A 25,154-nucleotide genomic window follows, 5' to 3' on the forward strand; every position below is an offset into this window, starting at 1 on the left:
TAAAACACGCTTTTTATCCCTTATTCTTCTTGACCATAGCCCGCTTCTTCAGCCTCTGCATCTGCCTTCGTCACATGAATAGTCCCAGATGGATGATTGGGTGGCGCATAAATCGTATAGAGCTTTAATGGTTCATTTCCTATATTCGTAATATTATGCCATGTCCCTGCGGGCACCATGATGGCCGTATCTTCAGAGACATTTCTTTGAAAGTTTAAATAATCTTTAGTTGGCCCCATTTGAACAACTCCCTGACCCTCTTCAATACAAATGAATTGATCAACATGGGGATGCACCTCTAAGCCAATATCATCCCCTATATTGATGCTCATCACAGTTATTTGTAAGTTTGATCCTGTCCACAGTGCTGTTCGGTAATTTATATTTTGCTTCGTCACCTCTTCAATGTCCACAACGAATGGCTCTGGTCCATAATCACTCTGCCTATTATTTCTGGTCCCTTGATCTACCTGAGTTGGATAAGCCCAATAAACAGGGTGATAACTGTAATTATACATTGGGTAATTACCATAATAAGGGTAATTCATTGATCTCAATCCTCTCACACATTATAAATGTATAGTATGCAAACGGATGAATGAATGTACTAATCCCAGCGAGATCAGCAACAATGTCGCTCTTTGAAATTCAAGTTTAAATTGGTATCATTTTAAAAAAGATAGGAGGTATTTATTATGTATGAGAGATTAGCGGCAAAACTAGCACATACTACGTCTATTAAATGGTATCCCAGACATGGTGTCAAAGATAATTGGATAATCGATGCAGAAGCAGAGCTAGGTTTCCAATTACCACCCTCTTATTGCTGGTGGTTAAAAAATTATGGCAATGCACGACTAAATGGCGGAAACATCCTTACGTTATGTCAACCAGAATACAGAGATATCGACGATAGTGATATTCTCTACATACATCGTCTGAACTTGGCTGATGAGGATTGGTACAGAGCGTATCCAAATAGATTAGATTTATTTGTCCCGGACTCAGATGAATTGTACTTCTTTGATCTATCAGCTAAAGATGAACATAGGGAGTTTCCAGTCATGTGTTATGACTTAATGAATGACATGATCTATCAGTATGCACCTACATTCTCAGATTTTCTTGAAAGATTACTTGATGAACATAAATAATCTAGTCGCCTCTGCGATAGAGGCAACTCATCACTCGAATAATTCCGTTTTGAGACGCATTCTGAATTTTTCGTCTGTAAGAAATTTTAATTGAAAACTATTCATACTATTAGATAGTTTCATTTGCTCCATTGTATTTAAGTCGTTAGCAAAAAAGACGATTTCTGTTTGATTACCTTCTTTATCTTCCGCATAGGCTGCTAGTGTCAATACAAAGGCAGTTGACCCTCCTTTTTGACCTGCGTGTGAGAGCCATTCTTGATTTTTCGGATTCTGCATCAACTGTTCCATCACAGGATCTAAGTACTTATGTACATCTTCGCTAAAATAATTTTTACTATTCATTTTTTCTAAAATAGAGATGTAGTCATTTGCGGAAGCTCTTATTAAACGATCAGACCAAACCTTTTGAATATCCATATTGAGCATTTTTAGAGCCTTTGCTTTGTCCTCTTTTGTTAAAGGATGTTCTACCCAATTCTCGTGAATAGCCAATGTCCTTTCTCGATATTCAGTCATATCCATATCTTTTAAAGCAGTTAGTGTTTCTTTTTTCGTTCGGCTGTTGCCATCCATCAATTGAGTGGGGATATAGAGAGCACTTACGATTGGATATAGAGGTTCATGATCTTTTAGGTCAAGTTGAGTAAGAACTTCATTTATATATTGGAGTCCAAGTATATGCATTAAGTATTCTGTATTTGCATTGGAACTATAAGTAATCATGCCATTTGCTACTTCGCTCAACGGCACACTTTCCTCGCCATTGAGGTTTAACTGCGCTAACCATGCTTCATGTGCTCCTCCATCTGTTTTAGGGATATAAAATTTCTCTAATTCCCCTAAACGAACTTGTTGCTGAGGATTGATATGTCCACCTGCTGCTTGTTGAGCATAGGCAATAGCTACAATTATTTTAACTGTACTAGCTAAAGGCAGTTGTTCCTTCGTATTTTGCTCTACCCAACTCTGACGATTGTATTGTATCGCTACTGAAACATTTTTGTTGCCTTTATTTTCTTTCATAAATTGCACAATATATTCGGGATCGTCTTTATTGATTTCCTTTTGAAATTTCCAAAATACAACGCCTATCACTAACCCTGCACAAACTAAAGAGCCACCAATCAACCAATACCACTTCTTCACACCAATCCCTCCTTCACTCAGCTGCTTCCAACAACCATTCCTGTAATGCTGTAGATGATTGATTATTTAATCGAAGCGCTATTTCTGTATTTATTTCTACAGGCGGCATAATTTCCACAAATATGCATATTGAATTCCTAGATTGATTCAAAGCAAATAGTCCCTCTTCATCAAGCTTTTTCATTGCTAGCTCCATAGCCTGTAGTCGTAATGTCAATTCTTTTTGCCATCCTTCGCCACCAGAAAGAAAAGGGCGTGCATCAAAGCATTGACGAACATTTAAAAAGTTCTCTTCACCAAAGCCACAATAAGGAGAATCTGCATAAGACCACTTGATTACAGTAGCCATTTCAGGTTGAGGGATGTTGCTGTTTATTGCCTGTGTAGTAGCTTCTCGCTCCAAAGCTTCCCACGACCACGCAGAGACATTAGGTGCATGCCCTTCTTCTGTTGTATATAACGTACAGTAATAATACCGCTCACCATTTTTAAATAGATTTAGAAATGATTTTCTTGCAGCATTAGCAATTTCCTCCACTAAAATCTCAATATCTTCGATAGGCACCATAACTAAGAATATCCCCTTTAATAAGATCTATCTGTAAAACAACCTTCAATGATCAACTGATTTTGATTTGTCACATTTTTAATTTAAATAGTAAGAAACAAAAACCCACCTATAATCTTCATTCACATAGGATTTAGATGAGTTTTGAATGTAGTAATTTAATCATCAACCCTTCTTGAGAAATAAAACTAATACTAATGAAGCCAAAAAGAATAAACTTAGATGGAAACTCAACAAATTCGCAATGTACTGAATGTAATATTGAGTATTAAGTATTGTATTTTGTTGTAGCATTAACGTAGAAATAATTGTCGGACTAAATAACGCAATAACAGCAATAAAAATTATACAACTTAAAAAAATTTTTTTATCCAAAAAATCACCTATCAATAAAGTATCTATACGTTTTTGTATAAGATACTCCCACTGGTTTTCCTGCAACCCCACTTCCAGCACGTACATATTCAGTAGAAATAATTTGTCTTTCAGGTACCCAATAATCAAAATGATACTGATCAAGTACAGGATAAGCGCTTAATTCTACCCGTCTCCAAAGACCTTTATAACTAGACTTGTCCCCCCTATAGTGGCAGCAACATTTAATAAAGTTTATGGTCATCTAAATACACTAATGAATTAATGAAGCTCTTAAATTGTTTATGCCATTTTCTAAGTATCCTTTGAGACAAGTTAATGTATAGATCCACCCTTCTTTTTGACCCATCATTTTCTTCACAATTTCCGGATCATGTGCGCTCAGTCCTGACTCCACTACCTCAATGATTGTCTGTCCCTGATATTCTTCAAGTGCGATGGTAACAATTGTCACTTCACCATGTTCCTCACCCCAAGAAAATACAATTTTTTTGTTGGCCTCTATTTCAAGTACGGAGATAATTCCCTCTGCGCTATACTCCTCGTACCTCAATGTAATCCTTTTACCCTCCACCCATCTTTCAGAGCTGCTAGAGAACCAATAATGCCCGATTTCAGAAGGAGAAATAATGGCTTCAAAAACTTTATGGGCTGGCTGTTTGATTTTTAATTTAGTCGTCACATCCGTATTCATCATCGATCATCATCCTTTTTATTGTGTTTATCTAGACATTCTCCAAATTTCCCCATTTACCTTTCTTATAATAAAAATTTAATAAAAAAAATGCGATTCTCCTTATCGTAGAATCGCACATTTAAATTTAAAATATCTTTTTATTTTCAATAGTAAACTGTATGTCTGCTACATTTTCAATAAAATTTTTATCATGTGACACAAAGATTATCGTACCCTCATAAGCCGTTATAAATTGCTCTAACGCTTCTAATGCTTGAATGTCTAAGAAGTTAGTTGGCTCATCCAATAACAGTATATTATAGTTCCCCAAAAACAGATAACAAAGCTCAAGGCGTATCGCTTCACCACCGCTTAATGACTTCACACCCTTTTGTATATCCGTTCCTACAAATTGCATGGAACTTAAAACACTTCGTAAAAAGCCTTCCTCGTAATCAGAGCGATTTTTTAAAAATTGGAGGACTGTTTCCTCACTTTTAAATTGATAGCTCATTTGATGAAAATAGCCTATTTTAGCCTTAGGGGAAATAGTCAACCCATCCTCATTATTTGCAATATGTCGTAGTAATGTACTTTTTCCACAACCGTTACTACCTGTCAGCGCAATTTTTTTACCCAATGGTATTTGGAAGTTTATTTCATCTAATAATACTTTGCCTGGAACGTGTAAAGTGAATTGATCCGCCATAATCGGAAATTTATTGTGTAGTTCCAAAGCTTTCGATTGTCGGAAAATTATTTTTCTGTCTACCTGTAGCGCTTCTACTTTCTGAAGCTTCTCTATTCGATGTTCTATCGCTTTAGCTGCCCGTTGTACGCTTTTTTGACTCGTACCTTTGGACTTAGTCATAAACATGCGATTTGGTTTTGCATTTGCTTCTCTTTTTGACATGCTACCTGCTTGGGTAATTTTTTCAGCTTTTTTCATTTTTTCATCGACAGCTTTTTCAAGACGACATTTTTCTTTTAAGTATAAGTCATGAGCCTGACTCTGTTGATCTCGCTCTACCTGCTTTTGCCAAGCATAATTACTATAATTTCCAGAGTAAATATTTACTCTGCCCCCATCAACCTCCCAGATCGTTGTGACCAATTCATCTAGTACAGCACGATCATGGCTAATTAGTACAAGCGCGCCATAATAATAACGTAATTCATCCATTAAAAACGAAATACCTTCTTGATCTAAATGTGTTGTTGGCTCATCAATGAGCAGTGCTTCCTCATAAAAAGAAAATAATTGAGCTAACTTCAATCTCGTTTGCTCGCCACCACTTAGTCCTTTAGAATATGAAGGAATAGCTAATTTCCCTAACAACTGAGCCTCTGCCTCTACTGACGTTGGTGCTTCCAATTGTTCAAAATATCCGAAATGAACATGACTATTTACCATCCCACTTGTCGGCTGAATCTTGCTAGCAAGTAATTTCATTAATGTACTTTTTCCAGCGCCATTTTTCCCAACGATACCGATCCGATCAAATTGGTGAATGGCCAATTTTTCAATGTTTAAAATCTCTTTATCTAAATAATTCACAATTACGTGATCTAATTCAAAGCAAACTTTTTCCATATTACTACCTCCCGAAATTGAATCATTTCGTATCGATAGCTATGGTATCGATACAAGCTTCTAGTGAAAGCTCGTATCAAAAGAATAGTAGCATATGCATTATATATTCCTCCTGATTGGATAAATCAAAAAATCACAGACAATTTGCCTGTGATCCAAGTAACAGAGCTATATGATAAGAGTAAGCCTCACTAAATGATGGCGTAAACTCCCTTTCTTATGCGATGAAGATGATTAAAAAAGGACAGACTATCCTGTATACTCTGGCTTCACAAACAGAGTTTTTGACCCTATTCAGTTATTGGCTCAAAACGGTACAATGTAGTCTCATTAAATATGTCATTTTTTAATAATCCTCCTTAAAAGTGTTATGACTATTATAAATATTTTTTCTAATTAGTCAAGGTCATGTACAATAAAAGGTCGATATATGATAAATAAACATTACAAAAAGTATATCATTTGGTGAAAACCTGATATAGTATGGATTTAAGAAAAAATCTAATTTGATATGGTGGTGTTATGTGAATGAAAAAATACGTAATGGATATTTTAATAATTATGCTTGGATCACTGCTTTTTGCCCTGGCAGTTAACTTATTTGTTATTCCGAATGATTTGGGTGAAGGTGGCGTAACGGGCTTAACGATTATTGCCTATTATCTTTTCGGTTGGTCTCCGAGTATAGTCAGCTTTATTATGAATGCGGCTTTACTGCTAGTTGGTTATAAATTTCTAAATAGACAAACAACAATCTATACAATCATTGCGGTCTCTTTCCATTCTTTATTCTTACATTTAACGGAATCTTGGTCTATTTCCTCTAATGAAATTATCGTTAATACGATTTTTGGTGGAGTATTTGCTGGGGTTGGTATTGGCTTGATAATAAGAGTTGGTGGTACAACTGCAGGTTCTACAATTTTAGCTAGAATCACCAACAAATACCTTGGCTGGAGTATTAGCTATGGACTTTTATTCTTTGATTTAATCGTTGCCTTTTCATCTTATTTTATCATCGGTGCAGAGGCGTTAATGTTAACGATTGTCATGCTATATGTTGGTACAAAGGTGATGGAATTCGTTATCGAAGGAGTTAATCCTAAAAAAGCAGTTACGATCATCTCTAAAAAACCAGAAGACATTGCTGGACAGGTGACTGCTTATATGAATCGTGGCGTTACTGTTCTTGCAGGTCATGGCTATTATACAAAGGAACAAAAAGAAATTCTGTATATCGTTATTAGTAAGCAAGAAGTGGTAAAGCTTAAAAAAATTGTTAAAGAAGTCGACAAGGACGCCTTTATTGCGATTCATGATGTAAGGGACGTTTTCGGAGAAGGATTTATTGAACTAGCAAAATCTTAAGACAGTCAAAAACACCTTTTGTTAGTAACATTATCTAGGGTGAAATATTTATAATCAAACTATTAAAAAGGTATTACATTTTAATGATGTAGTACCTTTTTTATTGTAGTTATACGTAAATATATATGGTATTATTTGTAATATTATAATCAAACTTTAGGTATAGGAGGATATATATGAGATATGTTCAAGTATCTTCAAAAACATATAGGGATAATACAGGCAGGAGCATAGACTTTCCTACTCTTCTCGTTGAGCATAATGGAAAGACCATGCTTTTTGAACAATTACATAGATATCAAATAAAGAATCGTAGTAAAAGCAGAACTTGGCATAAGAAATTAGTACAAGCTGTTGGACTATTGCTTGATTATATGGAAGCAAATCAGAAATATTATTCTTCTCCAAAAGAATTCTTTGATACATTTACGGAGTCTGTTTATTCAGGAACAATAAATGAAGAAGGTTTAGACCCTTCAGGGCTTTATTGGTTACCTAAAAGAGTTGAAACAGCGAATATGCTTTTATCTGCTTTAAATGGATTATCAGATTGGTTATATGAAGAATATGGAGCTGTTCAATTAAACCCTTGGAGAAAAGCTACAAGATATGAAGAACGACTTAACTGGATGGCACAGATAAACAAAAGTCAGAACTCATTTCTAGGGCATTTAAATGATGTTCATGAAATACCTGCTAATAAACTTTTCTTCATTTACATTGCCTCCTTAATTGAGTATGCCATTATTATAACATATATTCCAAATTATACATATTTTAACTATTATTCAAAATATGTTATAATATTAAAGTGTTTTAATTAAAGAGCGTAATTCACATTCTTAAAGAGAAGAGAGGCGTGAAATGAAGAGAATAATTTCCCTTTTATTGTTTATTCTTGTTTTAACAGGGTGTAGTTTATTTCCGACGGAACCAATCCTTCAACCAGAGGGGAAGGTTATTGTAAATGGAGAACAATATAAAATGATTTCAGATGAATATGAATGGAAAGAAGGCAACGTTGAAATAAGTACTGGAAGTTCAGATATAAATGAACTATTAGAGAACTTCGAAACATTAGACATTAAAAAAGGTGATACCTTAAAATTTGAAATTGATAAAAACCCTTCATCTACTACTGTAATTAAACTGAATGAAGACGGTACAAGTGATACTGTTGAAATTAAAAATAATAAAATAAAAATGCCATCAGAAAATGGTTATTATATATATCAACTTACATCAGTATGGCCGCAAGGAAGAGAGACTTTTGTTTTTGATGTTAATGTAAAATAAAAAAGAATGAACTATTAAAAAAATCTGATACCAATATGTTACGAATAGCTCTAGCGAAAGAAATTCTTTCGAGTACTGAGTTATGCGTTACTAATAGTTCGTTATTTTCTAGGTCTTGTATTTAATTATTAATTTGAATAGTAAGCCCCTAGATTTAAGGCTAAGTATTTATCCTCTATACTGCCTCTACCAGACACCTCAAATTCAATACAATTTCGGTGCTACATGTTAAGAGAATTCAGTATTAACTGTACATATTGTAGCTTTGTAATATAGTTTGATCAAAATGGAGCCTTATATTATAATACCAAGATTGATTTTTATAAAAAAGTTGGATTATTTTCTTCCTAATGTTGTTACACAATCGGGCCCTTTCATGAAGAAAGACGCCCGCTTTCTTATTTCAGAAAAGCGCCCGATTGTTGAAAACTTTAATTGCTATTTTTTCCTCAATTGAGTCCTTCTTTCAACAAAATTTCTATCCTAAAAATACAATTTCACCATTTTCTTTTTTTGCTCGAATTGTAATTTTACCCACGCATTGTTTTGGATTTTTATAACCGTTTTCAACTTCTTGAAATAGCGTAGATAATAGATTTTCTACTTCACCTAATGTTGTATCTTTAGAAAGTTTATGTACACGCATTAATTCGATACCTTTATAAGCATCTTCAGTCCCATGAACTTCAACTTCTCCAAATGCTCTAACTTCAATTTCTATTTTCAAATTTTTCAGCTCCTCAAAATTATTAATACATTTACGCATTATAATTTAAAAAAATTTGGACTTCCTTGTCCTATATTCAACAAAAAAGAACCAATCACCTTTATTCAGCAATAGGGCACTTTCCATGAATAAAGACGCTTTCCTTATTTCAGAAAAGCGCCCGATTGTTGAAGATCGTTATTGAACTAAAGCACCCGATTGTTGAGTACCTTATTGAAGATAAGCACCCTGTTAATTGAAGAAGGGTCTTCCATTATTGATTAACATTGTAATAATCCTTAAAAAGAGACATCATTATAAAACGATGTCTCTTTTTTAAATACTTCAAGGGAACTTTTTAGACAAATCTCCAAAAGTATAATTCTTCTGTTTCTTTATACATTTCCGCCCCTAATTTTTCTAATACTCTGTGCGATGGAATATTATCTTTATCAGTATCAGCAATAACGTACAAAACATCGGACTGATTTAACAACCAGTTTTTTAAACTATTAACAGTTTCCGTCATATAGCCGTTTCCTTGATATTTAGGGAGCGTATAGTAACCTATTACTACTTCACCATTTTCATTTGGAAGCCCCTTTAACATTATTCCACCAACACTACAGTTTTTATCTTTTGACACGATTAACCAATTTGTATACCAAATATAATTTTCCACATCGCATAACAATTTTGAAAGTCTTTTTTCCATAGCTTGTTTAAGTTCTGGACTGAGAAATCTATCTGAGTCAATTAATGATAACCTTTGTTCCATTTCCTTTGGATTATCTATTAGCAACCTTAGATTTTCTGCACTCAGTGGAATTAATCTTAATCTTTCTGTGTTTAATTCATTCATTAGTACACTCCTATCATAATTTTGAACGTCATTTTATAGACAAAATCAAATTTAAAAATAGGTATATGTTATTGGCAGCTACTCCCGTTACAATTAATCCAAAATAAAGGAGGCATAATACTTTGCAATCCAATATTAAATGGTTAATAAAGTATATCATTCCATAAATATATTGTAAACTCTTCCAGTAATCGAAAAATGGTTCTCTGCAAACTGTTTTCTTGTTTAACTAAACTGCCTCGTTAGTACATTTATTCAAACTTATCCCTTTTTCGCCTTCTTTCGTATAGGAACACCCCTAATATAAGGAGCTATTATCCTCCAAATCAAATCTAAATAATAATTAATAAAAAAAATCATCTCTATTCATTGAGATGATTCATAACACTTTCGAGAGTTTTATTCTTTAACTCGTTTTCCATTGCTGTTTGTACACTTTCAAAGGTTACATTCAGTGTATGTTGAATTTTTTTACCTACATGGCAATCAGGATTAGGGTTATTGTGTATAGGAAACAACTCTTTTTCTATATGAACGGCTTTATAAATATCAAATAAAGTGATGTCACTAGGGTCTCGAGTTAAGGAAGAACCTGGTACGCCAACTTTAGAAGTCAGAATTCCAGCTTTTTTTAAGTCACTACTTATTCGTCTTATGACAACAGGGTTTGTATTTACACTGCTGGCAATCTTCTCAGATGATAATGTTGAGTCTGTAGAAATTAACGATAATACATGGATCGCTACAGAAAGACGTATATTTATCATGCAAATCACCCCTCATGTAATAATATTAGTTACATATATTTATTTGTCAATTAGATAATATCCAAATAATTATTTAAAAAGATTATTACTGAAAAAAGATTATTGACATTCGTATAAGGTGTAACTATAATCGTTACAGAAGGGTGTAACAATTACTGTTACAACTCAATAACCCTTTGTATTTAATAAAACTATTACTATGCTTTGGAAGAAAGGGAGTATTACAAAATGACAACAGTATTATATATCACAGCACATCCACATGATGAAACAAAATCTTACAGTATGGCGACAGGAAAAGCGTTTATTGATACGTATAAAGAAGTTAATCCTAACGATCAAGTAGTTCACATTGATTTATATAAAGAAAATATCCCTCAAATTGATGCAGATGTTTTTAGTGGATGGGGAAAACTTAGATCAGGGTCAAGCTTCGAGGATCTATCAGAGCAAGAGAAATTAAAAGTAACTCGCCTTGGTGAAATAAACGAACAGTTTATTACGGCTGACAAGTTTGTCTTTGTTACGCCATTCTGGAACTTTTCATATCCTCCCGTTATGAAAGCTTACTTGGATGCAGTTTCTGTAGCAGGTAAATCTTTTAGATATACAGAAAACGGGCAGCCAGTAGGGTTGCTAACAGACAAAAAAGCATTGCACATACAGGCACGAGGTGGTTTTTACTCTGAAGGTCCAGCTGCAGAACTTGAAATGGGTCATCGTCATCTCCAAGTAATGATGAATTTCTTTGGTGTTCCTTCTTTAGAAGGACTCTTCGTTGAGGGACATAATAAAGTGCCTGAAAGAGCACTTGAAATTAAAGAAGATGCTATTGCTCGTGCAAAAGATTTAGCTAAAACTTTCTAAAATTATCAGGGAATAACTATTTAAATTAGTGGGATTAACATGAAAATCGGTATTATTGGAGCAAATGGTAAAGCAGGAAGTTTTATTCTTAAAGAAGCCTTTAGTCGTGGACATGAAGTAACAGCTATTGTACGTAATGCTGCTAAAGTATCTCATGAACAAGTGGTAATATTAGAGAAAAATGTATTTGATTTAAAAAAGGAAGACCTTAATCAATTTGATGTAGTGGTAAATGCCTTTAAGGCTTCCAATGGACAAGAACAACAACATGTGGAAGCTGGTAGAGTTTTAATTAATGCATTACAAGATGCTCCTGAAACTAGATTAATTGTAGTAGGCGGTGCAGGAAGTTTGTATGTAGATGAAACTCAAACAATGAAAAAATTTGAATCACCAGGTTTTCCAGAAGCCTATTACCCAACTGCAAAATATATGGGCGAAAACCTAGAGGATCTTCGAAATACTAGTAGTGTTCATTGGACTTATATTAGCCCAGGTGGGGTTTTTGACCCAGAAGGTGAGAAAAAAGGTTCTTACCAAAAAGGAAAAGATCAAATTATCTTAAACTCAACAGGTGAAAGCTACATTAGCTATGCAGACTATGCTCTTGCAATACTTGATGAAATAGAAAATCAACAACATAAAAATGAGCGTTTCGCTGTAGTGGGAGAACGCTAAGTACAAAAAAATATTATTCTTTTGAAAGGAGCTTTTAGTATGAGTGATAAAGAAATTTCTCTTGTATATGTATGGGATGCTTATTGTGGTTGGTGTTATGGCTTTTCGAAAAGTATTCGTACTTTGCACGAAAACCACCCAGAATTACCATTAACAATTATTTCCGGCGGTTTATTTGTAGGAGATAGAAGTCTTCCTATAAATGAATACCCTCACATTCCTGAAGCAAATAAGCGCATAAGTCAGCTTACTGGTGTAGTGTATGGTGAAGCTTACCAAGAACTTCTAGCAAACGGAACTTTTGTTATGGACTCTGAGGTTGCAGCCATTGGGTTTTCTGCATTAAGATCTATTGCACCTGAACGTGCAGTGTATTTTGCTTCATCCATGCAACACGCTTTTTATTTTGAGGGAAAAAGCCTTAGTGCTGAAGAAACTTATAGGGAGATAGCTATTGCTCATAATCTTAATCCTGATTTAGTTATTGAACGGATGAAGGAAAAAGATACTATAAGCGATGCTTATGCTGACTTTACAAAGGTTCATCAACTTAACGTTAATAGTTATCCTACACTTTTATTGAAAAAAGGTGATGAATACATCAGCTTAGGCGGGGGTGCTATGACTGCTGAAAAGCTTGAAACTCACTTGAAAGAAATTTTAGAAAAATAAAAATAAAGTTTCGGTTTATTCAAGAATTTAATTGATATTCAATAAAAACATCCTCTATGTAATATACAAGATAGAGGATGTTTTATTTAGTATTATTAATGAGTTCTTTATATGTCTCCCATGTACTTTCTTCAACAATCGGGCCCTTTTCATGAAGAAAGACGCTCGCCTTATTCAAGGAAAGCGCCCGATTGTTGAATTGATGGGTTATAACAAAGTTTGATTAAGAAAGTGTTACAACCGTGATTTTGTAATAGAAAAAGCCCTTTTATTTTGAAAAAAGATTGATCAAAATAAGAGAGCTACGTTTTTCTGTATATTTCATTTTTAAAACAAAGTTTGATTACAATTTTTTGTAAACACTACTTTTTTTGTTATATGTAAGCTACAAAAAAGTTGCTTTCTTAAAAAGAATAATATAGCTTCCGGATCGCCTCGATACCTAGCAAAAAACTAATATTATCATTGCATAATCAAAAAGTAAATTTAGCGGAAAGGAAATAGAGATGTAAAGAAATTTAAAATCTAATAACCTGTATTTTTCTTACGTAAATATGGGATTAATGAAATTGCCCCAAGGATTGCTAAACAAGATCCAATCCATAACGGAGATACAAATCCATATCCTTTACTGATTCCAAAACCACCAAGTGACGAACCAATAACAACACCCAGAGTAATAAAAGAACTATGAACGGTATTTATCATTGTTCCATTACTAGCTGTTTTCATTACTCTCGCAACCATTGCAGGATTCAATGCTACACCAGTTAAACCAATAAAAATCATCGAAATAACCGCAATGTATTTATTCTCTGCACTTAAAGCAAATAAAGACAATGCTACTATTAATATAATCAATCCGCTCATCAGTATTTTCATTGTATATTTATCAGCAAACTTGCCAATCACTATATTCCCAACTACCGTCGCGCTACCATAGAGAGCAAGTAAATATGGAATACTTGCACTTGTAAAGCCTGTGACATTTGTAAAGATAGGAGTGAAATAACTAAATGCTGCAAATGTACCACCAATAATAAACATACTTGTTGTGTACGCTGCCCAAAGATGCCTGTTTTTAAAATGCATAAGTTCGTCTTTCCAGTTCAGTTGCTCTTTGTTTGATAATGATGGTAGCAACCACTGAATCATAATCCCTGATACTAGCACAAGAACAGCAACAGCCCAAAAACTAATACGCCAACCAAAATATTGCGAAATAATGGTTGTTATAGGTAAACCTAATACAGTTGCAACCATTAAACCTGCAAGTACAATTGATGCAGCTTTTCCCATTGAATCAGAGTGAACCAATGTTGTAGAAAAGGAAATCGCAACTCCAAAGGCTGAAGCTGAAGCAATACCAGTTATAATACGTGAAATCATCATAATATCATAGTTCCATGCAATAGCTCCTAGCGATTGACCAATTAAAAATATAAACATTAAAAACAATAGTGCTTGTTTGCTACGCATTCGTAAGAGAATTGCAGTTAAAATGGGGCCTCCTACCACCATTGCTCCTGCATAAGCTGTTATTAAATAACCAATAGATGATACAGAAACCTGGAATGCAAGAGCAAGTTCGTTCATCATACCTGCAACCATAAATTCTGATGTAGTCATACAAAAGATTGCTAAAGCTAGTAAATAAATAATCGATGGCATATAAACTCTCCTAAATTCATTATTGTAACAAACGGTACAAAAATAGTTCTAAAAAAAGAGCGCACTAAGCGCCAAAAAGTGACCCTAACGTTCCGTTCATAACCTGTTCTGCCAACCCCCGATTTTGCATTGAAGCATTAAGAACCCGGAACCCGTAATAACTGCTTAAAAAAAGACTAGTTAATTCCTCAGCGGTTTGCTTTTTAGAAATTTCTCCAGTCTGCAACCCTTCCTCCATCACTTTCTTAATAGCTTGGTTCAGAAGTTCAACATGTCTTGAGAAAATTTCTTGAACCATTAAATCATTATTAGCTCTTTCCACACTGGCATTGATCAATAAACACCCTTTTTGGTCAATATTCTCAAAGTCTTCCTTCAATGCCCATTCAAAAAAATTACTTAACCGTTCTTTAACTGGAATTTGGGTAGTTAATAATTCCTTTTGTTCCCTAATTCCAATTTCGTGGTAGCGTTCTAATACTTGTTTATACAGTTCATGTTTACTACCGAATGTATTGTATAAACTTCCTTTCCCAAGTCCTGTATCGTTGCATAAATCTTGTGTAGAACACCCCTCATATCCTCTTATCCAAAATGTTTTCATTGCAACATCTACAATTGAGGAATAATTAAACTCTCTGGGTCTGCCACGATTACTCAATCTTATTCTCCTCTCATTTTAAAAATATAACATTAGTAGAATATCTCTTTTGTACCGAATAGTCAATAAATCTGTTTTATTGTAACTTTAAAATAAAATTAGACTACTTTAGATTACGAATAAATTAATATAGTCCATTATCCAAACGAGATGTTATTTGAATTTATTATTTTATCAATCTTTGTTTTTAATTATCAAACTTTGTTATGAATGATCAAATTTTTTTACAAAGCTACATGAATATGTTTTCAAAATAGCGGTAATGAAAATTAATATTAAATAAAGGAAATATCCTCTTGAAAGTAGAATATTACCCTACAACCATAATTAACTATTCCGATGAGGAGGATTCTTGTGCGTCCACGACCATTATTTATTGAAAATCCAGAGCATGATAGGTATGTTAGTCTTGTGCCAGATGGAGATATTGAAGAAATACTGAGTAAGCAACGAACTAAGACCCTTACCCTCTTAGGCAGCGTATCAGAGGAGTTAGCAAGGAAGACGTACGCACCAGGGAAATGGACTTTAAAAGAAGTGATTGGGCATATGACCGACTCGGAACGTGTGATGTCGTATCGAATGCTTGCCATTGCACGAAATGAAAGTGCACCACTCCCAGCAATGGATCAGGATCAATACGTTTCTGCGGCAAACTTCAACAAATTATCTTGGGAACAGTTACTAGCTGGTTTAGACATGGTACGCTCCAACACGTTAAGCCTGATTTCAACTATTGATGAAGCTGCGTGGGTTCGTAATGGAACTGTAATGAACAGCCCAGTTTCGGTAGGTACCATTGCATATGGCATTGTCGGGCACGAGTTACACCATATGAAAGTGATTAGTGATAAATACTTATAAGTCTCTTTCTATTAATGAAAAAACCTAATTTCTCATTTAATACTGAGAAATTAGGTTTTTTAATAGTGAGACTTCCTTAGTATTATAAATCCGCATTTTCCTGACGCTATCTCTATTTATAAATTCCCTATTTTCTTTAATTTCTTATTCAATTAAATGGCCCGATTGTGGAATAAGAAAATTATCAATCTTTATTAAAAGACCACAATAAAAAATACATCCATTATCTCAATAAGGATTTAATGGATGTATTTTTATATACAAATAAAAGTTTGATTATAAAGTTTGATTATATATAATCAAACTCAAATCCTCTAAATATAAGGTCTGGTTTTATTTTATTATACTATTTACCCTATATTACCCTGATACAAAAAGGTGTTTTTTCTATTTTACTTATTTCTATCAATCTGTATGGAGCTTTCAATAATGCTATCCAATAGCGCCGAATAGCTGATTCCAGCAGCAAGAGCACTTTTTGGTAGGAGGCTATTTTGGGTCATGCCAGGTAATGTATTAACCTCCAATACATAAGGAACGCCCTCCTTAATTAGCATATCTACTCTAGCATACACATTACATTTTAAAGACTTATAGCTGGTCATTGCAGCTTTTGCCACACGATTATGAATCGCAAGCGGGAGTTCCACTGGCTCCTCTATTGTCGAAGCATCATCATATTTCGCCTGGTAATCAAAAAATACTGCCGTATGTTTGATTGAAAGGACTGGCAATAGCTTGTCATTGAGGATTGGGCATGTAATTTCGTCACCAATCAAATATTGTTCAATAATGATTTCGTTATCCCACTTAAATATCTCTGATACAGCAGTCAATAAGGCACTCCGATCATGGATAATTTGGACACCTACACTAGAGCCACCAGCATTGGGTTTGACAACAAGCGGATAACCAATAAGCTCTATATCCTGTAAGGGTAGCTCCTCCCCTTTTATGAGATGCATCCAGTCTGGTGTTGCGACACCTTCATATCGAAGTATTTTTTTGGCCATATTTTTATCCATGCACAAACTACTTGCTAGAAGACCGCTTCCCGTATAAGGAATATCCAATGTTTCTAGCACTCCCTGAATCGTACCATCCTCCCCAAACTTACCATGAAGTGCTAACAAAGCCACATCAATGTCACGCACCTTGTCAATTACCTCTTTGTTGTCATCTAATATAATGGCAGTAACTTTGTATTTTTGCTTATCTAATTGAGTGACCATTTCCTTACCTGTCATGATGGAAACCTGCTTTTCAGAGGAAGTACCACCCATAATTACGCCAACTTTCATTTTCTCAACCCCTCCTATCATTTTTTAATGTGTCACCAATGATTTGAATACCACGGACAATATCCTCTTCTGATAACCGGGAAAATCCTAGGCGAAATGTGTTTCTACCGAGCCCATTTGTATAAAAAACATCTCCTGGATAAAACACCACACCTTTGTCATAACATTTTTCCAATAGCCTTCGAGCATCAATACCCTCTTCTAGTTCAATAAAAAGATGGAGTCCTCCATTTCCTCTGATTCTGCTAAATGGAATGTATTGCATACAGGTTTGACGAGCAAGTTCATATTTTTTCTTATAGACAGACCTTGCTTTTTTTAAATATTTTTCAAAATAGCCATCCTGCAAATATTGATACAACACCGCTTGATCCAGGGTAGATGTATGAATCGTTCGAGCTCTTTTCATGCTTTCTAAATAATTGATTAACTCCTTATCGGCTAAAATCCAACCAACTCGTAGTCCTGGAAAAAGGATTTTAGAAAAGCTGCCGATATACACAATATTATTTCCTGATCCACTAAAAGCAATAAGCGGTGCTAGATGAGAGCTAGAGTATCTTAATTCCTCATTAAAGCCATCCTCTACAATAGGAATTTGATAGGTTGAAAATAGCTGAATGATAGCATCTCTTTTTTCAGAGGAGGTGACGATACCAGTTGGATTATGATAGGAAGGAATAAGATAAGCAAAATCAAAATCCTTTTCTGTTATACTTTTCTCCACCATCTCCATATCAATGCCATCATCCTTCATATCAATGCCGTGTATATCTAGCCCATGTAAACGAAAAAGCTTCAATGCCGCATGATGCGTAGGATTTTCACATAAAACACGCCCAGATTTTTTGGCTATTGAGGATAATAAAATATCTAGCCCTTCCGTAAAGCCATTGGTTATTAAAATATCTTTATTAGAAATATTTACACCCTTCATTTCCATATAACCAAGTAGATAATCAATTAAAGGTTTATAACCTTTTGCATAGCCATAATTCAAGACGATGTCGCCCTCAAGGGACATCCGTGTAAGAAACGCCCTTTTGAAATTCTCAACATCAAAAAGCTTTTCTTCCGGGGCAATACTAGTGAAAGAAATCATTCCTTTTTGCCACTGTATATCTTGCCGTATTAAATCGATTTCATCTGCTAACAAAGTTGCTGTATTAAGCCTATTCTTCCAGTCAAACTCGATCGTCGACGTTTTCAATGTAGTAACCTTTCCTACAAAGTTCCCTTTTCCCTTCACTGCATAGATGATGCCATCCTGTTCTAACTCGGCATATGCATTTAAAACTGTATTTCTGCTAATGGCTAATAACTTACTAAGTTCACGGGTAGATGGAAGCTTTTGATGCTCCAACAGATGTCCCTTAACAATCATGTCATGAACATAATCCTTCAATTGCACGTAAACAGGACGATCATCCATTATCTTAAAATCATTAAACACTTCCTTACCCCCTTGTTTCATTCTTACATAACCCTAGCGTACCAAAAAGGTCCACGCTTTATGTAATTTCCGATTACAGTGGTTGTTCTTCTTTCTATCATATTTTAATATTGTCATTCCTATCAATTACGGCCCTGGTGTAATTTTTTTATCTCATTGTCCATTGGGTCAACAATGGGCGAATAATGAAATGGGGAAATATAGCATTTTATATAGCAAAGTAATCGACTCCTCCAATGCCAAAAAGGTACAATAAAAATTTAAAGGTGGTACATGATCGGTTTGTCTTGTGAAAAGGACAATGCCACTTCCAAATTCAAATGAAGGAGTGATTGTCATGATTAATGAAGGTAGACTCTTACAACATCTTCAAGACTTAAGCCAAATTGGCTACAATGAGGGTACAGGTGGGATTAATCGCTTCTCATTCACACCAGAAGAAAAGCAGGCCATTGAGTTAGTGACGACTTACATGGAACAAGCAGGTATGAGCGTAACGGTCGATGCTGTTGGGAATCTTATTGGTACTTATGGGGAAGGTAAAGAAACCATTATGCTAGGTTCTCACATCGATACAGTTCCAGAGGGCGGTAAATATGATGGTGCGTTAGGTGTGCTAGCCGCAATTGAAGTGGTAAACACGATGCATGAGCAACAGGTGCTTCCCTCTAAAAAAATACAAGTTGTCGCTTTTAAGGATGAAGAAGGCACGAGATTTGGCTTTGGGTTACTTGGTAGCAGTGCAATGGCTGGTCTTTTAACCGGGGAGCAATTACAGCACAAAGATGAAGCTGGCATTTCCATTGAAGATGCCATGAAGGAATTCCAACTGTCACCTTATCCTTTAGTAAATGCACAACGTAATGACATCATAGCTTACTTAGAAATGCATATTGAGCAAGGCAAAGTACTAGAAAATGAAAATTTGCCTGTCGGTGTCGTGACAGGCATAGCAGCTCCTTTATGGTTAGAAATATCTGTAACCGGCGTCAGTGAACATGCAGGTGCAACACCTATGCCTATTCGGCAGGATGCTCTAACTGCGGCAAGCGAGATGATTTTAGCCATTGAACGTCTATTAAATGACACAACAGATGCCGTGGCAACTGTCGGCAAGCTTACTGTATCCCCAAATGGAACAAACGTCATCCCAGGCAAAGCCACTTTCTCTATAGATTTACGAGATATTGACGAACAAAAAGTGAGTACGCTAGAGGCGGCGATATTGCAACAACTTCAACAAATTGCAGAGCGAAGAAATGTCACATTGGCTTCAAAAATATTACAGCGCATTAAGCCTGCAAAAACTGATGAGAAACTACAACAGCAACTTGCAACAAGTATTGAAAAACAAGGGATACGTCCATATTCTCTTATAAGCGGTGCTGGGCATGATGCAATGAATATTGCTGAAATAGCTCCAATTGGGATGTTGTTCGTCCGTTCAAAAGACGGCATTAGCCACAATCCCTTAGAATATAGTTCCGATGAGGATATCATTGTAGCAACTAATATTTTTTACGATTCTGTCGTCGAACTCGCTAAATAGCCAACTATTATATATAAAAGAAACTACTAGAAGCTATCCATCACTTTTGTTGGGTAGCTTCTTGAATTCACTGAATGGGTATTGTCATTTCTAACTCAGGAATATTTTGAATCTTAGGTTCATTATTTTCGTCCATTTGAAATGCACCCTTTGGATATTCTTTAAAGAGATGTATAGAAGGCTTGATCGTAATGGATGCTAATACAGATTCAAAAGGAGTAAAGCGATGGATAATCCATAATTTGTTCACTACCATTGCTCTCATGCCAACCTTTGCCATTAATTAATTCAAGTTTATGCCCCTGCTCATCAAAAATTGGAAGTGACATGAAGTTAGTGCAATTAGTGAACGAAGTTTAAGAGATGTTACCGTTTTCATCACAGTAAAATTCAATGGTAAATCTCTTCTCAGATTGAGCGTTATTTAGCTCATAAATTCCTTCTATTTGAATACTAATTGCTCGGCCTCCATCTATTAAATCTGTTTTAAAGGATGTTTGCTTCCACTCACCACTTTGGGTTTTCACTAGTTTTGTAGAAATATTCTGTACAGAAGTGAACATTTGACGATTGTGAGATGGACTAAATTGTGTTTCAAAATCTCCTGTTACCTCTATTGTTCTAATTAAATCAGGAAAGTACAAATAGGTTTTCTTAGTTGTACTACCATCGTTATCTGTAATTACGGGTTCTGGGTTAATTAACATCATTTTATTCATTTTACGTTCTGTGATTAAATGCTGCTCTATCCACGAATGAACGTCCTGTTCAAACTCTTCTGGTGTAATCCAATATTCATCTTCGAACTTATCTATTGGTGAAACACCAATGACTAAACCTGATTTCAGCGCCATTGCTTCCTCTATTATTTTTAAATATTGCTCATAGTACTGTTTTTTTACCTCATCCGTAAGTGTTGGGGGTGGTTTTTTAGCTAGTTCATCTTCTAATTGTGATTCCTCTTGTTCATCAGGGATAGCCATCGAAGAAGCAGATGGAGGGATATTATCCTTCACATTTTGAATGGTTGGTAGGAGACTAATTCCAATCAGAAAAACCGCCAATATTGAAACCATTAAAGGCTTCCATTGATAGTTTGGTTGATGAGATTGATGTAATTTCGCCATAATATTCGCTTTATCATCCTCTGATAACTTAATAGATGTAGGAATCGACTTTTCCAGTTCTTTTTTAATATTCATATTCTAACTCTCCCTCCTCTATTGTTATTTTTGCTAATTTTCGCCCTCTAACTAATCTTGTTTTCACTGTGTTGGGAGAGCATTTTAACACTTCGGCAATTTCTGTTATTGATAGTTCAACATAATAATGGAGCCAAATCACTTCTCGATATTTAGTAGGTAAAGAATTGACTAATTGCCCGATAGACTTACTTTGCTCTTGTTGTAAAATGTCCAGCTCTAGAGATTCTCGTTTCAACCAATTCTTCATTTTCTCCGTTACTTCAAATTTTTTATAATGCCAGCTTTTTAAATAATTTTGGCATTCATTCACTGCTATTCGATATAAATAGGTTTTGGTAGAAGAACGTCCTTCAAAGGCATCGAGGCTTTTATAAAATTTAATAAAAACTTCTTGTACAAGGTCCTCTGTCTTTTGTAGTTCTTTTACATATGTATAAATTAACCGTTTTAAATAATCTCCATGTTGCTCCATTACTTCATAAAGCAATTTTTCTTTCTCATTAGATGTCATAACAAAACCCTCCCTTCTTTAATGTTAGACAAAACTGGAAATGAACTGGTTTCATTTTACCAAAAGGAATATTCTCTCTTTTTATATGCTATAGTGTATTTATGGTTAATTTTTCTATAATTTAGGAAGGTGCGATGAAATGGAAGAAATTTTAACGATTACAAATTTAACAAAGAGTTATGGAAACAAGGAAATTTTAAAGGGAATTGACCTCCATGCCTCTAGAGGGGAAATCATCGGCTATATTGGTCCAAATGGTGCCGGCAAAAGCACGACTGTTAAAATCATTTTAGGACTTGAAGGTGACTATGGTGGAGAAATTAAGCTCTTTGGGGAGAATATTGGGCAAAATCAAATAGACTATAAGCAGAAAATCGGATACGTTCCAGAAATCGCTGATGTATACGACAACCTAACAGGCTATGAATATTTAACGTTTATCGGGCAGTTGTATGGACTTGAGCTAGAGGAAGCAGCTAGCAAATCCAAATCACTCATGGAGTTGTTTGGGGTTGGTGCAGCATACCATTCTAGAATTTCTTCCTATTCAAAAGGCATGCGACAAAAACTACTAATCATTGCAAGTCTCATACATAATCCAGACCTACTATTTTTAGATGAACCAATCAATGGCTTAGACGCAAACAGTGTCATGATTTTTAAAGAGATTTTAACGCAGCTTGCAGCCAACGGAAAAACAATATTCTATTCATCTCATATTATGGATGTAGTTGAAAAAATCAGTAGTCGTATTATCCTGCTGTATGATGGCAAAATCGCAGCGGACGGAACATTTGCCCAGTTACAAGAAGATAACACTGAAGGAACGTTGGAAAGGATTTTTAATCAATTAACAGGATTCCATGAACATCAGGAGATTGGCGAGAAATTTGTGTCGATCGTTCAAGGAGTACACTCATGACAGATTTCAAAACGCTCCAATTGCTTGATCTATTCCGATGGCTTTTTGTAAAGATAGGCATTGATTATGACATGATGCGAAAAATCCTCCATATAAAATTAACGATGGATGAACGTAAAGTACCAACTCTATTTAATCAGAACAAAAAAAAAGACGATCAAAAATATGGCTATATTAAATCACTATGGATTTATGTTTTATTCGGCCTTATACTCATCCCGCTAATGGGGTTTGGGCAAAATTTTCTTTTTCAAATGAGTATTGCGTTTGCCATGATCATATTTTTAATTATGACGTCATTGATTGCTGACTTTTCTTCTGTGCTCTTAGATGTACGAGATAAAAGTATACTTTCCACTAAGCCTATTTCCGCTAAAACCATTAATGCTGCAAAGTTCATGCATATTTTTATTTATTTATCCTATTTAACAATTGCCTTAACGGGTATTCCTTTAATAGTTAGCCTGTTTACGCAAGGAATTGTGTTTTTTATTTTGGCAGGTCTAGAGATAATATTCATTAATTTATTTATTGTAGCATTCACAGCCATTTTATATATTGCCATTTTACGCTTCTTTGATGGTGAAAAGCTGAAGGATATGATCAACTATGTCCAAATTGCTTTGTCATTGATGCTGATGGTTGGTTATCAGGTTCTTATTCGGTCCTTTGAATTCGTTAATTTGGATATGACAGTGTCATTTCATTGGTGGAGTCTCTTCCTAATACCGATGTGGTTCGCTGCACCCTTTGAATTAACGCTAAATGGAGATACTTCCTTATTAACACTGGTATACAGCATCTTTGCAGTCATCATACCGATTCTTTCGATTGGCTTATACATCAGACTCATTCCAACCTTTGAGCGTAACCTTCAAAAACTGTTAAGTACAAGTAAATCAAAAAAAGAGAAGAACAATCGACTGAAATCATTTTTATTAGCATTAGTATGTAGAAGCCATGAAGAGAGAGCATTCTATCGTTTCGCCTCCCTTATGATGAAACAAGAGCGAGAGTTTAAGCTAAAAGTTTATCCTTCTTTAGGTTTTTCATTTATTATTCCATTTATTTTTATATTTACTTTTAGTAGGTCGGAAGAAATTGATTATTCTACTAGTATGGGTTACTTAAATATTTATTTTAGTATGATGATTATTCCATCCGCTGTACTTTTGCTTGGCCATTCTGCTAAATATAAAGCTGCTTGGATTTATAAAATACTCCCATTAAAAGATTATACGAATTTACAAAAGGGCAGTTTAAAGGCATTTTTAATCAAATTGTATGTGCCATTGTTTTTGGTATTAAGCATAGTGTTTAGCTATATTTACGGTATTCGAATACTCCCAGATTTACTGGTGGTTTTAGTTACAAGTTTGCTGTATACCTTCCTCTGCTTCTTCACGATGAACAACAAAATACCTTTTACCAAACCATATGACGAAATGGGAGATGCTCAAGGATGGAAAACTTTTTTATTACTCATCCCCTTAGCTATGCTAGCAGGTCTACACTATTTAATTGCTAGTCAAGTGGCTCTCGGATCTACGGTTTATTTTATTGTGCTTTTCTTTATCAATATCGTGGTATGGAAGCTCGCCTTCAAACCTGAACAGTAAAGTCAAAAACGGCTTGAGCCCCACATTGTATGGGCCCAGCCGTTTTCCTTTAAAATGCCTTTCGCTCATAAATACGGATGGAGAGCATCCATGAGCCTATATATAATAGAACAATCAGTAATGTGATAATAAGGTATAGTTGTAGCTCCTGTACAGTCATGAAATTTTGTACAACTGTTTTTACTAAATTATTAAAGTTAGGGAAAAAGGATTTAACCATCACCAAATAAATGGCAAACGAAACCATCATAAAAATAGTTAAGTACTTCGTTTTGAATTTATAGGAAATTGGTAGAATAAAAGAAATTACAATCATAACGAGGCCCATAATCAGCAATATTTCTTTCCACAATACAGCTACCTCTTTCCCATTTAAAAGAAAGTCGAACAAATACGTATAGAACATAAAGAACCCTGTAAAAATTAACGTTCCAATATATTTCGAACTAACAATTTCTTTTCTTGTATAAGGTAATGAATTGAGTAAAATATTAGCATTATCTTTTTCATCATTAGAGAAAGCACTTAAAACAAATACGATACTATATATAAAAACTATAAATACCGACGAAACATTAACCATTAAATAAAGAATAATAGTTGCTATGTAGATTATTAGGATGTTTTTTTGAATTAAAATATCTTTTAGAATAAGGTTCAACATAT

The 25,154-nt window shown here is 34.7% G+C and carries 27 protein-coding genes; 11 read left to right on the forward strand and 16 right to left on the reverse strand.

The features are described 5' to 3' along the window. Window positions 1-20 precede the first annotated feature (20 nt). Entirely contained in the window at window positions 21-548 is a 528-nt protein-coding gene (locus AO843_RS02675) for a cupin domain-containing protein (RefSeq protein WP_054609601.1), read from the reverse strand. Between the two features lie 147 nt (window positions 549-695). Between AO843_RS02675 and AO843_RS02680 the strand changes: the two genes are divergently transcribed. After that, window positions 696-1,154 (forward strand): SMI1/KNR4 family protein, encoded by a 459-nt coding sequence (locus tag AO843_RS02680; protein ID WP_054609602.1) that lies wholly within the window; start codon window positions 696-698, stop codon window positions 1,152-1,154. A 30-nt stretch (window positions 1,155-1,184) separates the two neighbouring features. On the opposite strand, the gene AO843_RS02685 is transcribed toward AO843_RS02680, so the two are convergent. The 4 genes from AO843_RS02685 to AO843_RS02705 form a co-directional block, all read right to left on the reverse strand. Further along, window positions 1,185-2,303 (reverse strand): serine hydrolase, encoded by a 1,119-nt coding sequence (locus AO843_RS02685; protein ID WP_054609603.1) that lies wholly within the window; start codon window positions 2,301-2,303, stop codon window positions 1,185-1,187. 13 nt (window positions 2,304-2,316) lie between these two features. Continuing rightward, on the reverse strand, window positions 2,317-2,871 hold the full coding sequence (locus AO843_RS02690; RefSeq protein WP_054609604.1) for a DUF4303 domain-containing protein: 555 nt from the start codon (window positions 2,869-2,871) through the stop codon (window positions 2,317-2,319). Window positions 2,872-3,499: 628 nt separating this feature from the next. Then, a complete protein-coding gene (locus AO843_RS02700; RefSeq protein WP_082389371.1) occupies window positions 3,500-3,943 on the reverse strand; it encodes an SRPBCC family protein in 444 nt (147 codons plus the stop codon). A 124-nt stretch (window positions 3,944-4,067) separates the two neighbouring features. After that, window positions 4,068-5,516 (reverse strand): Msr family ABC-F type ribosomal protection protein, encoded by a 1,449-nt coding sequence (locus AO843_RS02705; RefSeq protein ID WP_054609606.1) that lies wholly within the window; start codon window positions 5,514-5,516, stop codon window positions 4,068-4,070. Between the two features lie 528 nt (window positions 5,517-6,044). On the opposite strand from AO843_RS02705, the gene AO843_RS02710 reads away from it, so the two are divergent. From AO843_RS02710 to AO843_RS02720, 3 genes are all read left to right on the forward strand, one after another. Beyond that, a complete protein-coding gene (locus AO843_RS02710; protein ID WP_054609607.1) occupies window positions 6,045-6,884 on the forward strand; it encodes a YitT family protein in 840 nt (279 codons plus the stop codon). A gap of 176 nt (window positions 6,885-7,060) precedes the next feature. Further along, window positions 7,061-7,708, forward strand: coding sequence for a hypothetical protein (locus AO843_RS02715; RefSeq protein WP_054609608.1), 648 nt, complete (start codon window positions 7,061-7,063; stop codon window positions 7,706-7,708). Window positions 7,709-7,748: 40 nt separating this feature from the next. Then, window positions 7,749-8,180: a membrane lipoprotein lipid attachment site-containing protein gene (locus AO843_RS02720; RefSeq protein WP_054609609.1), complete on the forward strand. Its 432-nt coding sequence runs from the start codon at window positions 7,749-7,751 to the stop codon at window positions 8,178-8,180. Window positions 8,181-8,658: 478 nt separating this feature from the next. On the opposite strand, the gene AO843_RS02725 is transcribed toward AO843_RS02720, so the two are convergent. From AO843_RS02725 to AO843_RS02735, 3 genes are all read right to left on the reverse strand, one after another. Then, entirely contained in the window at window positions 8,659-8,907 is a 249-nt protein-coding gene (locus tag AO843_RS02725; protein ID WP_054609610.1) for a hypothetical protein, read from the reverse strand. Between the two features lie 337 nt (window positions 8,908-9,244). Continuing rightward, complete coding sequence (locus AO843_RS02730) at window positions 9,245-9,748, reverse strand: GNAT family N-acetyltransferase (protein WP_054609611.1); 504 nt, start codon at window positions 9,746-9,748, stop codon at window positions 9,245-9,247. Between the two features lie 362 nt (window positions 9,749-10,110). After that, window positions 10,111-10,515: an Rrf2 family transcriptional regulator gene (locus AO843_RS02735; protein ID WP_054609612.1), complete on the reverse strand. Its 405-nt coding sequence runs from the start codon at window positions 10,513-10,515 to the stop codon at window positions 10,111-10,113. A gap of 228 nt (window positions 10,516-10,743) precedes the next feature. On the opposite strand from AO843_RS02735, the gene AO843_RS02740 reads away from it, so the two are divergent. Genes AO843_RS02740 through AO843_RS02750 form a run of 3 tightly spaced genes read left to right on the forward strand, consistent with a single transcriptional unit; the run spans window position 10,744 to window position 12,732 of the window. After that, window positions 10,744-11,382: an FMN-dependent NADH-azoreductase gene (locus AO843_RS02740; RefSeq protein WP_054609613.1), complete on the forward strand. Its 639-nt coding sequence runs from the start codon at window positions 10,744-10,746 to the stop codon at window positions 11,380-11,382. Between the two features lie 39 nt (window positions 11,383-11,421). Beyond that, the gene (locus AO843_RS02745) at window positions 11,422-12,060 is read left to right on the forward strand and encodes an NAD(P)-dependent oxidoreductase (protein ID WP_054609614.1); all 639 of its coding nucleotides are present in this window, start codon (window positions 11,422-11,424) and stop codon (window positions 12,058-12,060) included. A gap of 39 nt (window positions 12,061-12,099) precedes the next feature. Continuing rightward, window positions 12,100-12,732 (forward strand): DsbA family protein, encoded by a 633-nt coding sequence (locus AO843_RS02750; protein ID WP_054609615.1) that lies wholly within the window; start codon window positions 12,100-12,102, stop codon window positions 12,730-12,732. Window positions 12,733-13,257: 525 nt separating this feature from the next. Here the strand turns inward: AO843_RS02750 and AO843_RS02755 are convergent. Together AO843_RS02755 and AO843_RS02760 are read right to left on the reverse strand one after the other, a co-directional pair. Then, window positions 13,258-14,403: an MFS transporter gene (locus tag AO843_RS02755; protein WP_054609616.1), complete on the reverse strand. Its 1,146-nt coding sequence runs from the start codon at window positions 14,401-14,403 to the stop codon at window positions 13,258-13,260. A 64-nt stretch (window positions 14,404-14,467) separates the two neighbouring features. Next, window positions 14,468-15,064 (reverse strand): TetR/AcrR family transcriptional regulator, encoded by a 597-nt coding sequence (locus AO843_RS02760; RefSeq protein ID WP_054609617.1) that lies wholly within the window; start codon window positions 15,062-15,064, stop codon window positions 14,468-14,470. Between the two features lie 354 nt (window positions 15,065-15,418). Here AO843_RS02760 and AO843_RS02765 point away from each other — a divergent pair, with 354 nt between their 5' ends. Further along, window positions 15,419-15,928 (forward strand): DinB family protein, encoded by a 510-nt coding sequence (locus AO843_RS02765; protein ID WP_054609618.1) that lies wholly within the window; start codon window positions 15,419-15,421, stop codon window positions 15,926-15,928. Between the two features lie 392 nt (window positions 15,929-16,320). Here AO843_RS02765 and AO843_RS02770 read toward each other — a convergent pair whose 3' ends face one another. Then, a complete protein-coding gene (locus tag AO843_RS02770; protein ID WP_054609619.1) occupies window positions 16,321-17,229 on the reverse strand; it encodes a D-alanine--D-alanine ligase in 909 nt (302 codons plus the stop codon). A 4-nt stretch (window positions 17,230-17,233) separates the two neighbouring features. Further along, window positions 17,234-18,703, reverse strand: a complete 1,470-nt coding sequence (locus AO843_RS02775; protein ID WP_197278855.1) for a MocR-like pyridoxine biosynthesis transcription factor PdxR — start codon at window positions 18,701-18,703, stop codon at window positions 17,234-17,236. A 316-nt stretch (window positions 18,704-19,019) separates the two neighbouring features. Here AO843_RS02775 and AO843_RS02780 point away from each other — a divergent pair, with 316 nt between their 5' ends. Next, on the forward strand, window positions 19,020-20,231 hold the full coding sequence (locus tag AO843_RS02780) for a Zn-dependent hydrolase (protein WP_054609660.1): 1,212 nt from the start codon (window positions 19,020-19,022) through the stop codon (window positions 20,229-20,231). Between the two features lie 67 nt (window positions 20,232-20,298). Here the strand turns inward: AO843_RS02780 and AO843_RS02785 are convergent, their stop codons facing one another. From AO843_RS02785 to AO843_RS02795, 3 genes are all read right to left on the reverse strand, one after another. Then, window positions 20,299-20,481: a hypothetical protein gene (locus AO843_RS02785; RefSeq protein WP_156313927.1), complete on the reverse strand. Its 183-nt coding sequence runs from the start codon at window positions 20,479-20,481 to the stop codon at window positions 20,299-20,301. A gap of 106 nt (window positions 20,482-20,587) precedes the next feature. Further along, on the reverse strand, window positions 20,588-21,433 hold the full coding sequence (locus AO843_RS02790) for a hypothetical protein (RefSeq protein ID WP_054609622.1): 846 nt from the start codon (window positions 21,431-21,433) through the stop codon (window positions 20,588-20,590). Further along, window positions 21,423-21,947 (reverse strand): sigma-70 family RNA polymerase sigma factor, encoded by a 525-nt coding sequence (locus AO843_RS02795; protein ID WP_054609623.1) that lies wholly within the window; start codon window positions 21,945-21,947, stop codon window positions 21,423-21,425. The genes AO843_RS02790 and AO843_RS02795 overlap by 11 nt, the downstream gene beginning before the upstream one ends. A gap of 139 nt (window positions 21,948-22,086) precedes the next feature. On the opposite strand from AO843_RS02795, the gene AO843_RS02800 reads away from it, so the two are divergent. Further along, on the forward strand, window positions 22,087-22,869 hold the full coding sequence (locus AO843_RS02800; RefSeq protein ID WP_054609624.1) for an ABC transporter ATP-binding protein: 783 nt from the start codon (window positions 22,087-22,089) through the stop codon (window positions 22,867-22,869). Further along, the gene (locus AO843_RS02805) at window positions 22,866-24,488 is read left to right on the forward strand and encodes a hypothetical protein (protein WP_054609625.1); all 1,623 of its coding nucleotides are present in this window, start codon (window positions 22,866-22,868) and stop codon (window positions 24,486-24,488) included. The genes AO843_RS02800 and AO843_RS02805 overlap by 4 nt, the downstream gene beginning before the upstream one ends. A gap of 49 nt (window positions 24,489-24,537) precedes the next feature. Here the strand turns inward: AO843_RS02805 and AO843_RS02810 are convergent, their stop codons facing one another. After that, on the reverse strand, window positions 24,538-25,152 hold the full coding sequence (locus AO843_RS02810; RefSeq protein WP_054609626.1) for an ABC-2 transporter permease: 615 nt from the start codon (window positions 25,150-25,152) through the stop codon (window positions 24,538-24,540). Window positions 25,153-25,154 lie beyond the last annotated feature (2 nt).

The organism is Lysinibacillus sp. ZYM-1 (assembly GCF_001308875.1).
Classification (GTDB): Bacteria; Bacillota; Bacilli; order Bacillales_A; family Planococcaceae; genus Lysinibacillus.

Excerpts from the sequence above, each read along its gene's own strand:
- AO843_RS02775 (WP_197278855.1), bottom strand. The coding sequence starts at position 18,703 with ATGAAACAAGGGGGTAAGGAAGTGTTTAATGATTTTAAGATAATGGAT.
- AO843_RS02710 (WP_054609607.1), top strand. The coding sequence starts at position 6,045 with ATGAAAAAATACGTAATGGATATTTTAATAATTATGCTTGGATCACTG.
- AO843_RS02715 (WP_054609608.1), top strand. The coding sequence starts at position 7,061 with ATGAGATATGTTCAAGTATCTTCAAAAACATATAGGGATAATACAGGC.
- AO843_RS02795 (WP_054609623.1), bottom strand. The coding sequence starts at position 21,947 with ATGACATCTAATGAGAAAGAAAAATTGCTTTATGAAGTAATGGAGCAA.
- AO843_RS02800 (WP_054609624.1), top strand. The coding sequence starts at position 22,087 with ATGGAAGAAATTTTAACGATTACAAATTTAACAAAGAGTTATGGAAAC.
- AO843_RS02720 (WP_054609609.1), top strand. The coding sequence starts at position 7,749 with ATGAAGAGAATAATTTCCCTTTTATTGTTTATTCTTGTTTTAACAGGG.
- AO843_RS02740 (WP_054609613.1), top strand. The coding sequence starts at position 10,744 with ATGACAACAGTATTATATATCACAGCACATCCACATGATGAAACAAAA.
- AO843_RS02705 (WP_054609606.1), bottom strand. The coding sequence starts at position 5,516 with ATGGAAAAAGTTTGCTTTGAATTAGATCACGTAATTGTGAATTATTTA.
- AO843_RS02790 (WP_054609622.1), bottom strand. The coding sequence starts at position 21,433 with ATGAATATTAAAAAAGAACTGGAAAAGTCGATTCCTACATCTATTAAG.
- AO843_RS02745 (WP_054609614.1), top strand. The coding sequence starts at position 11,422 with ATGAAAATCGGTATTATTGGAGCAAATGGTAAAGCAGGAAGTTTTATT.
- AO843_RS02750 (WP_054609615.1), top strand. The coding sequence starts at position 12,100 with ATGAGTGATAAAGAAATTTCTCTTGTATATGTATGGGATGCTTATTGT.
- AO843_RS02680 (WP_054609602.1), top strand. The coding sequence starts at position 696 with ATGTATGAGAGATTAGCGGCAAAACTAGCACATACTACGTCTATTAAA.
- AO843_RS02755 (WP_054609616.1), bottom strand. The coding sequence starts at position 14,403 with ATGCCATCGATTATTTATTTACTAGCTTTAGCAATCTTTTGTATGACT.
- AO843_RS02780 (WP_054609660.1), top strand. The coding sequence starts at position 19,020 with ATGATTAATGAAGGTAGACTCTTACAACATCTTCAAGACTTAAGCCAA.
- AO843_RS02735 (WP_054609612.1), bottom strand. The coding sequence starts at position 10,515 with ATGATAAATATACGTCTTTCTGTAGCGATCCATGTATTATCGTTAATT.
- AO843_RS02690 (WP_054609604.1), bottom strand. The coding sequence starts at position 2,871 with ATGGTGCCTATCGAAGATATTGAGATTTTAGTGGAGGAAATTGCTAAT.
- AO843_RS02700 (WP_082389371.1), bottom strand. The coding sequence starts at position 3,943 with ATGATGAATACGGATGTGACGACTAAATTAAAAATCAAACAGCCAGCC.
- AO843_RS02675 (WP_054609601.1), bottom strand. The coding sequence starts at position 548 with ATGAATTACCCTTATTATGGTAATTACCCAATGTATAATTACAGTTAT.
- AO843_RS02805 (WP_054609625.1), top strand. The coding sequence starts at position 22,866 with ATGACAGATTTCAAAACGCTCCAATTGCTTGATCTATTCCGATGGCTT.
- AO843_RS02770 (WP_054609619.1), bottom strand. The coding sequence starts at position 17,229 with ATGAAAGTTGGCGTAATTATGGGTGGTACTTCCTCTGAAAAGCAGGTT.
- AO843_RS02730 (WP_054609611.1), bottom strand. The coding sequence starts at position 9,748 with ATGAATGAATTAAACACAGAAAGATTAAGATTAATTCCACTGAGTGCA.
- AO843_RS02810 (WP_054609626.1), bottom strand. The coding sequence starts at position 25,152 with ATGTTGAACCTTATTCTAAAAGATATTTTAATTCAAAAAAACATCCTA.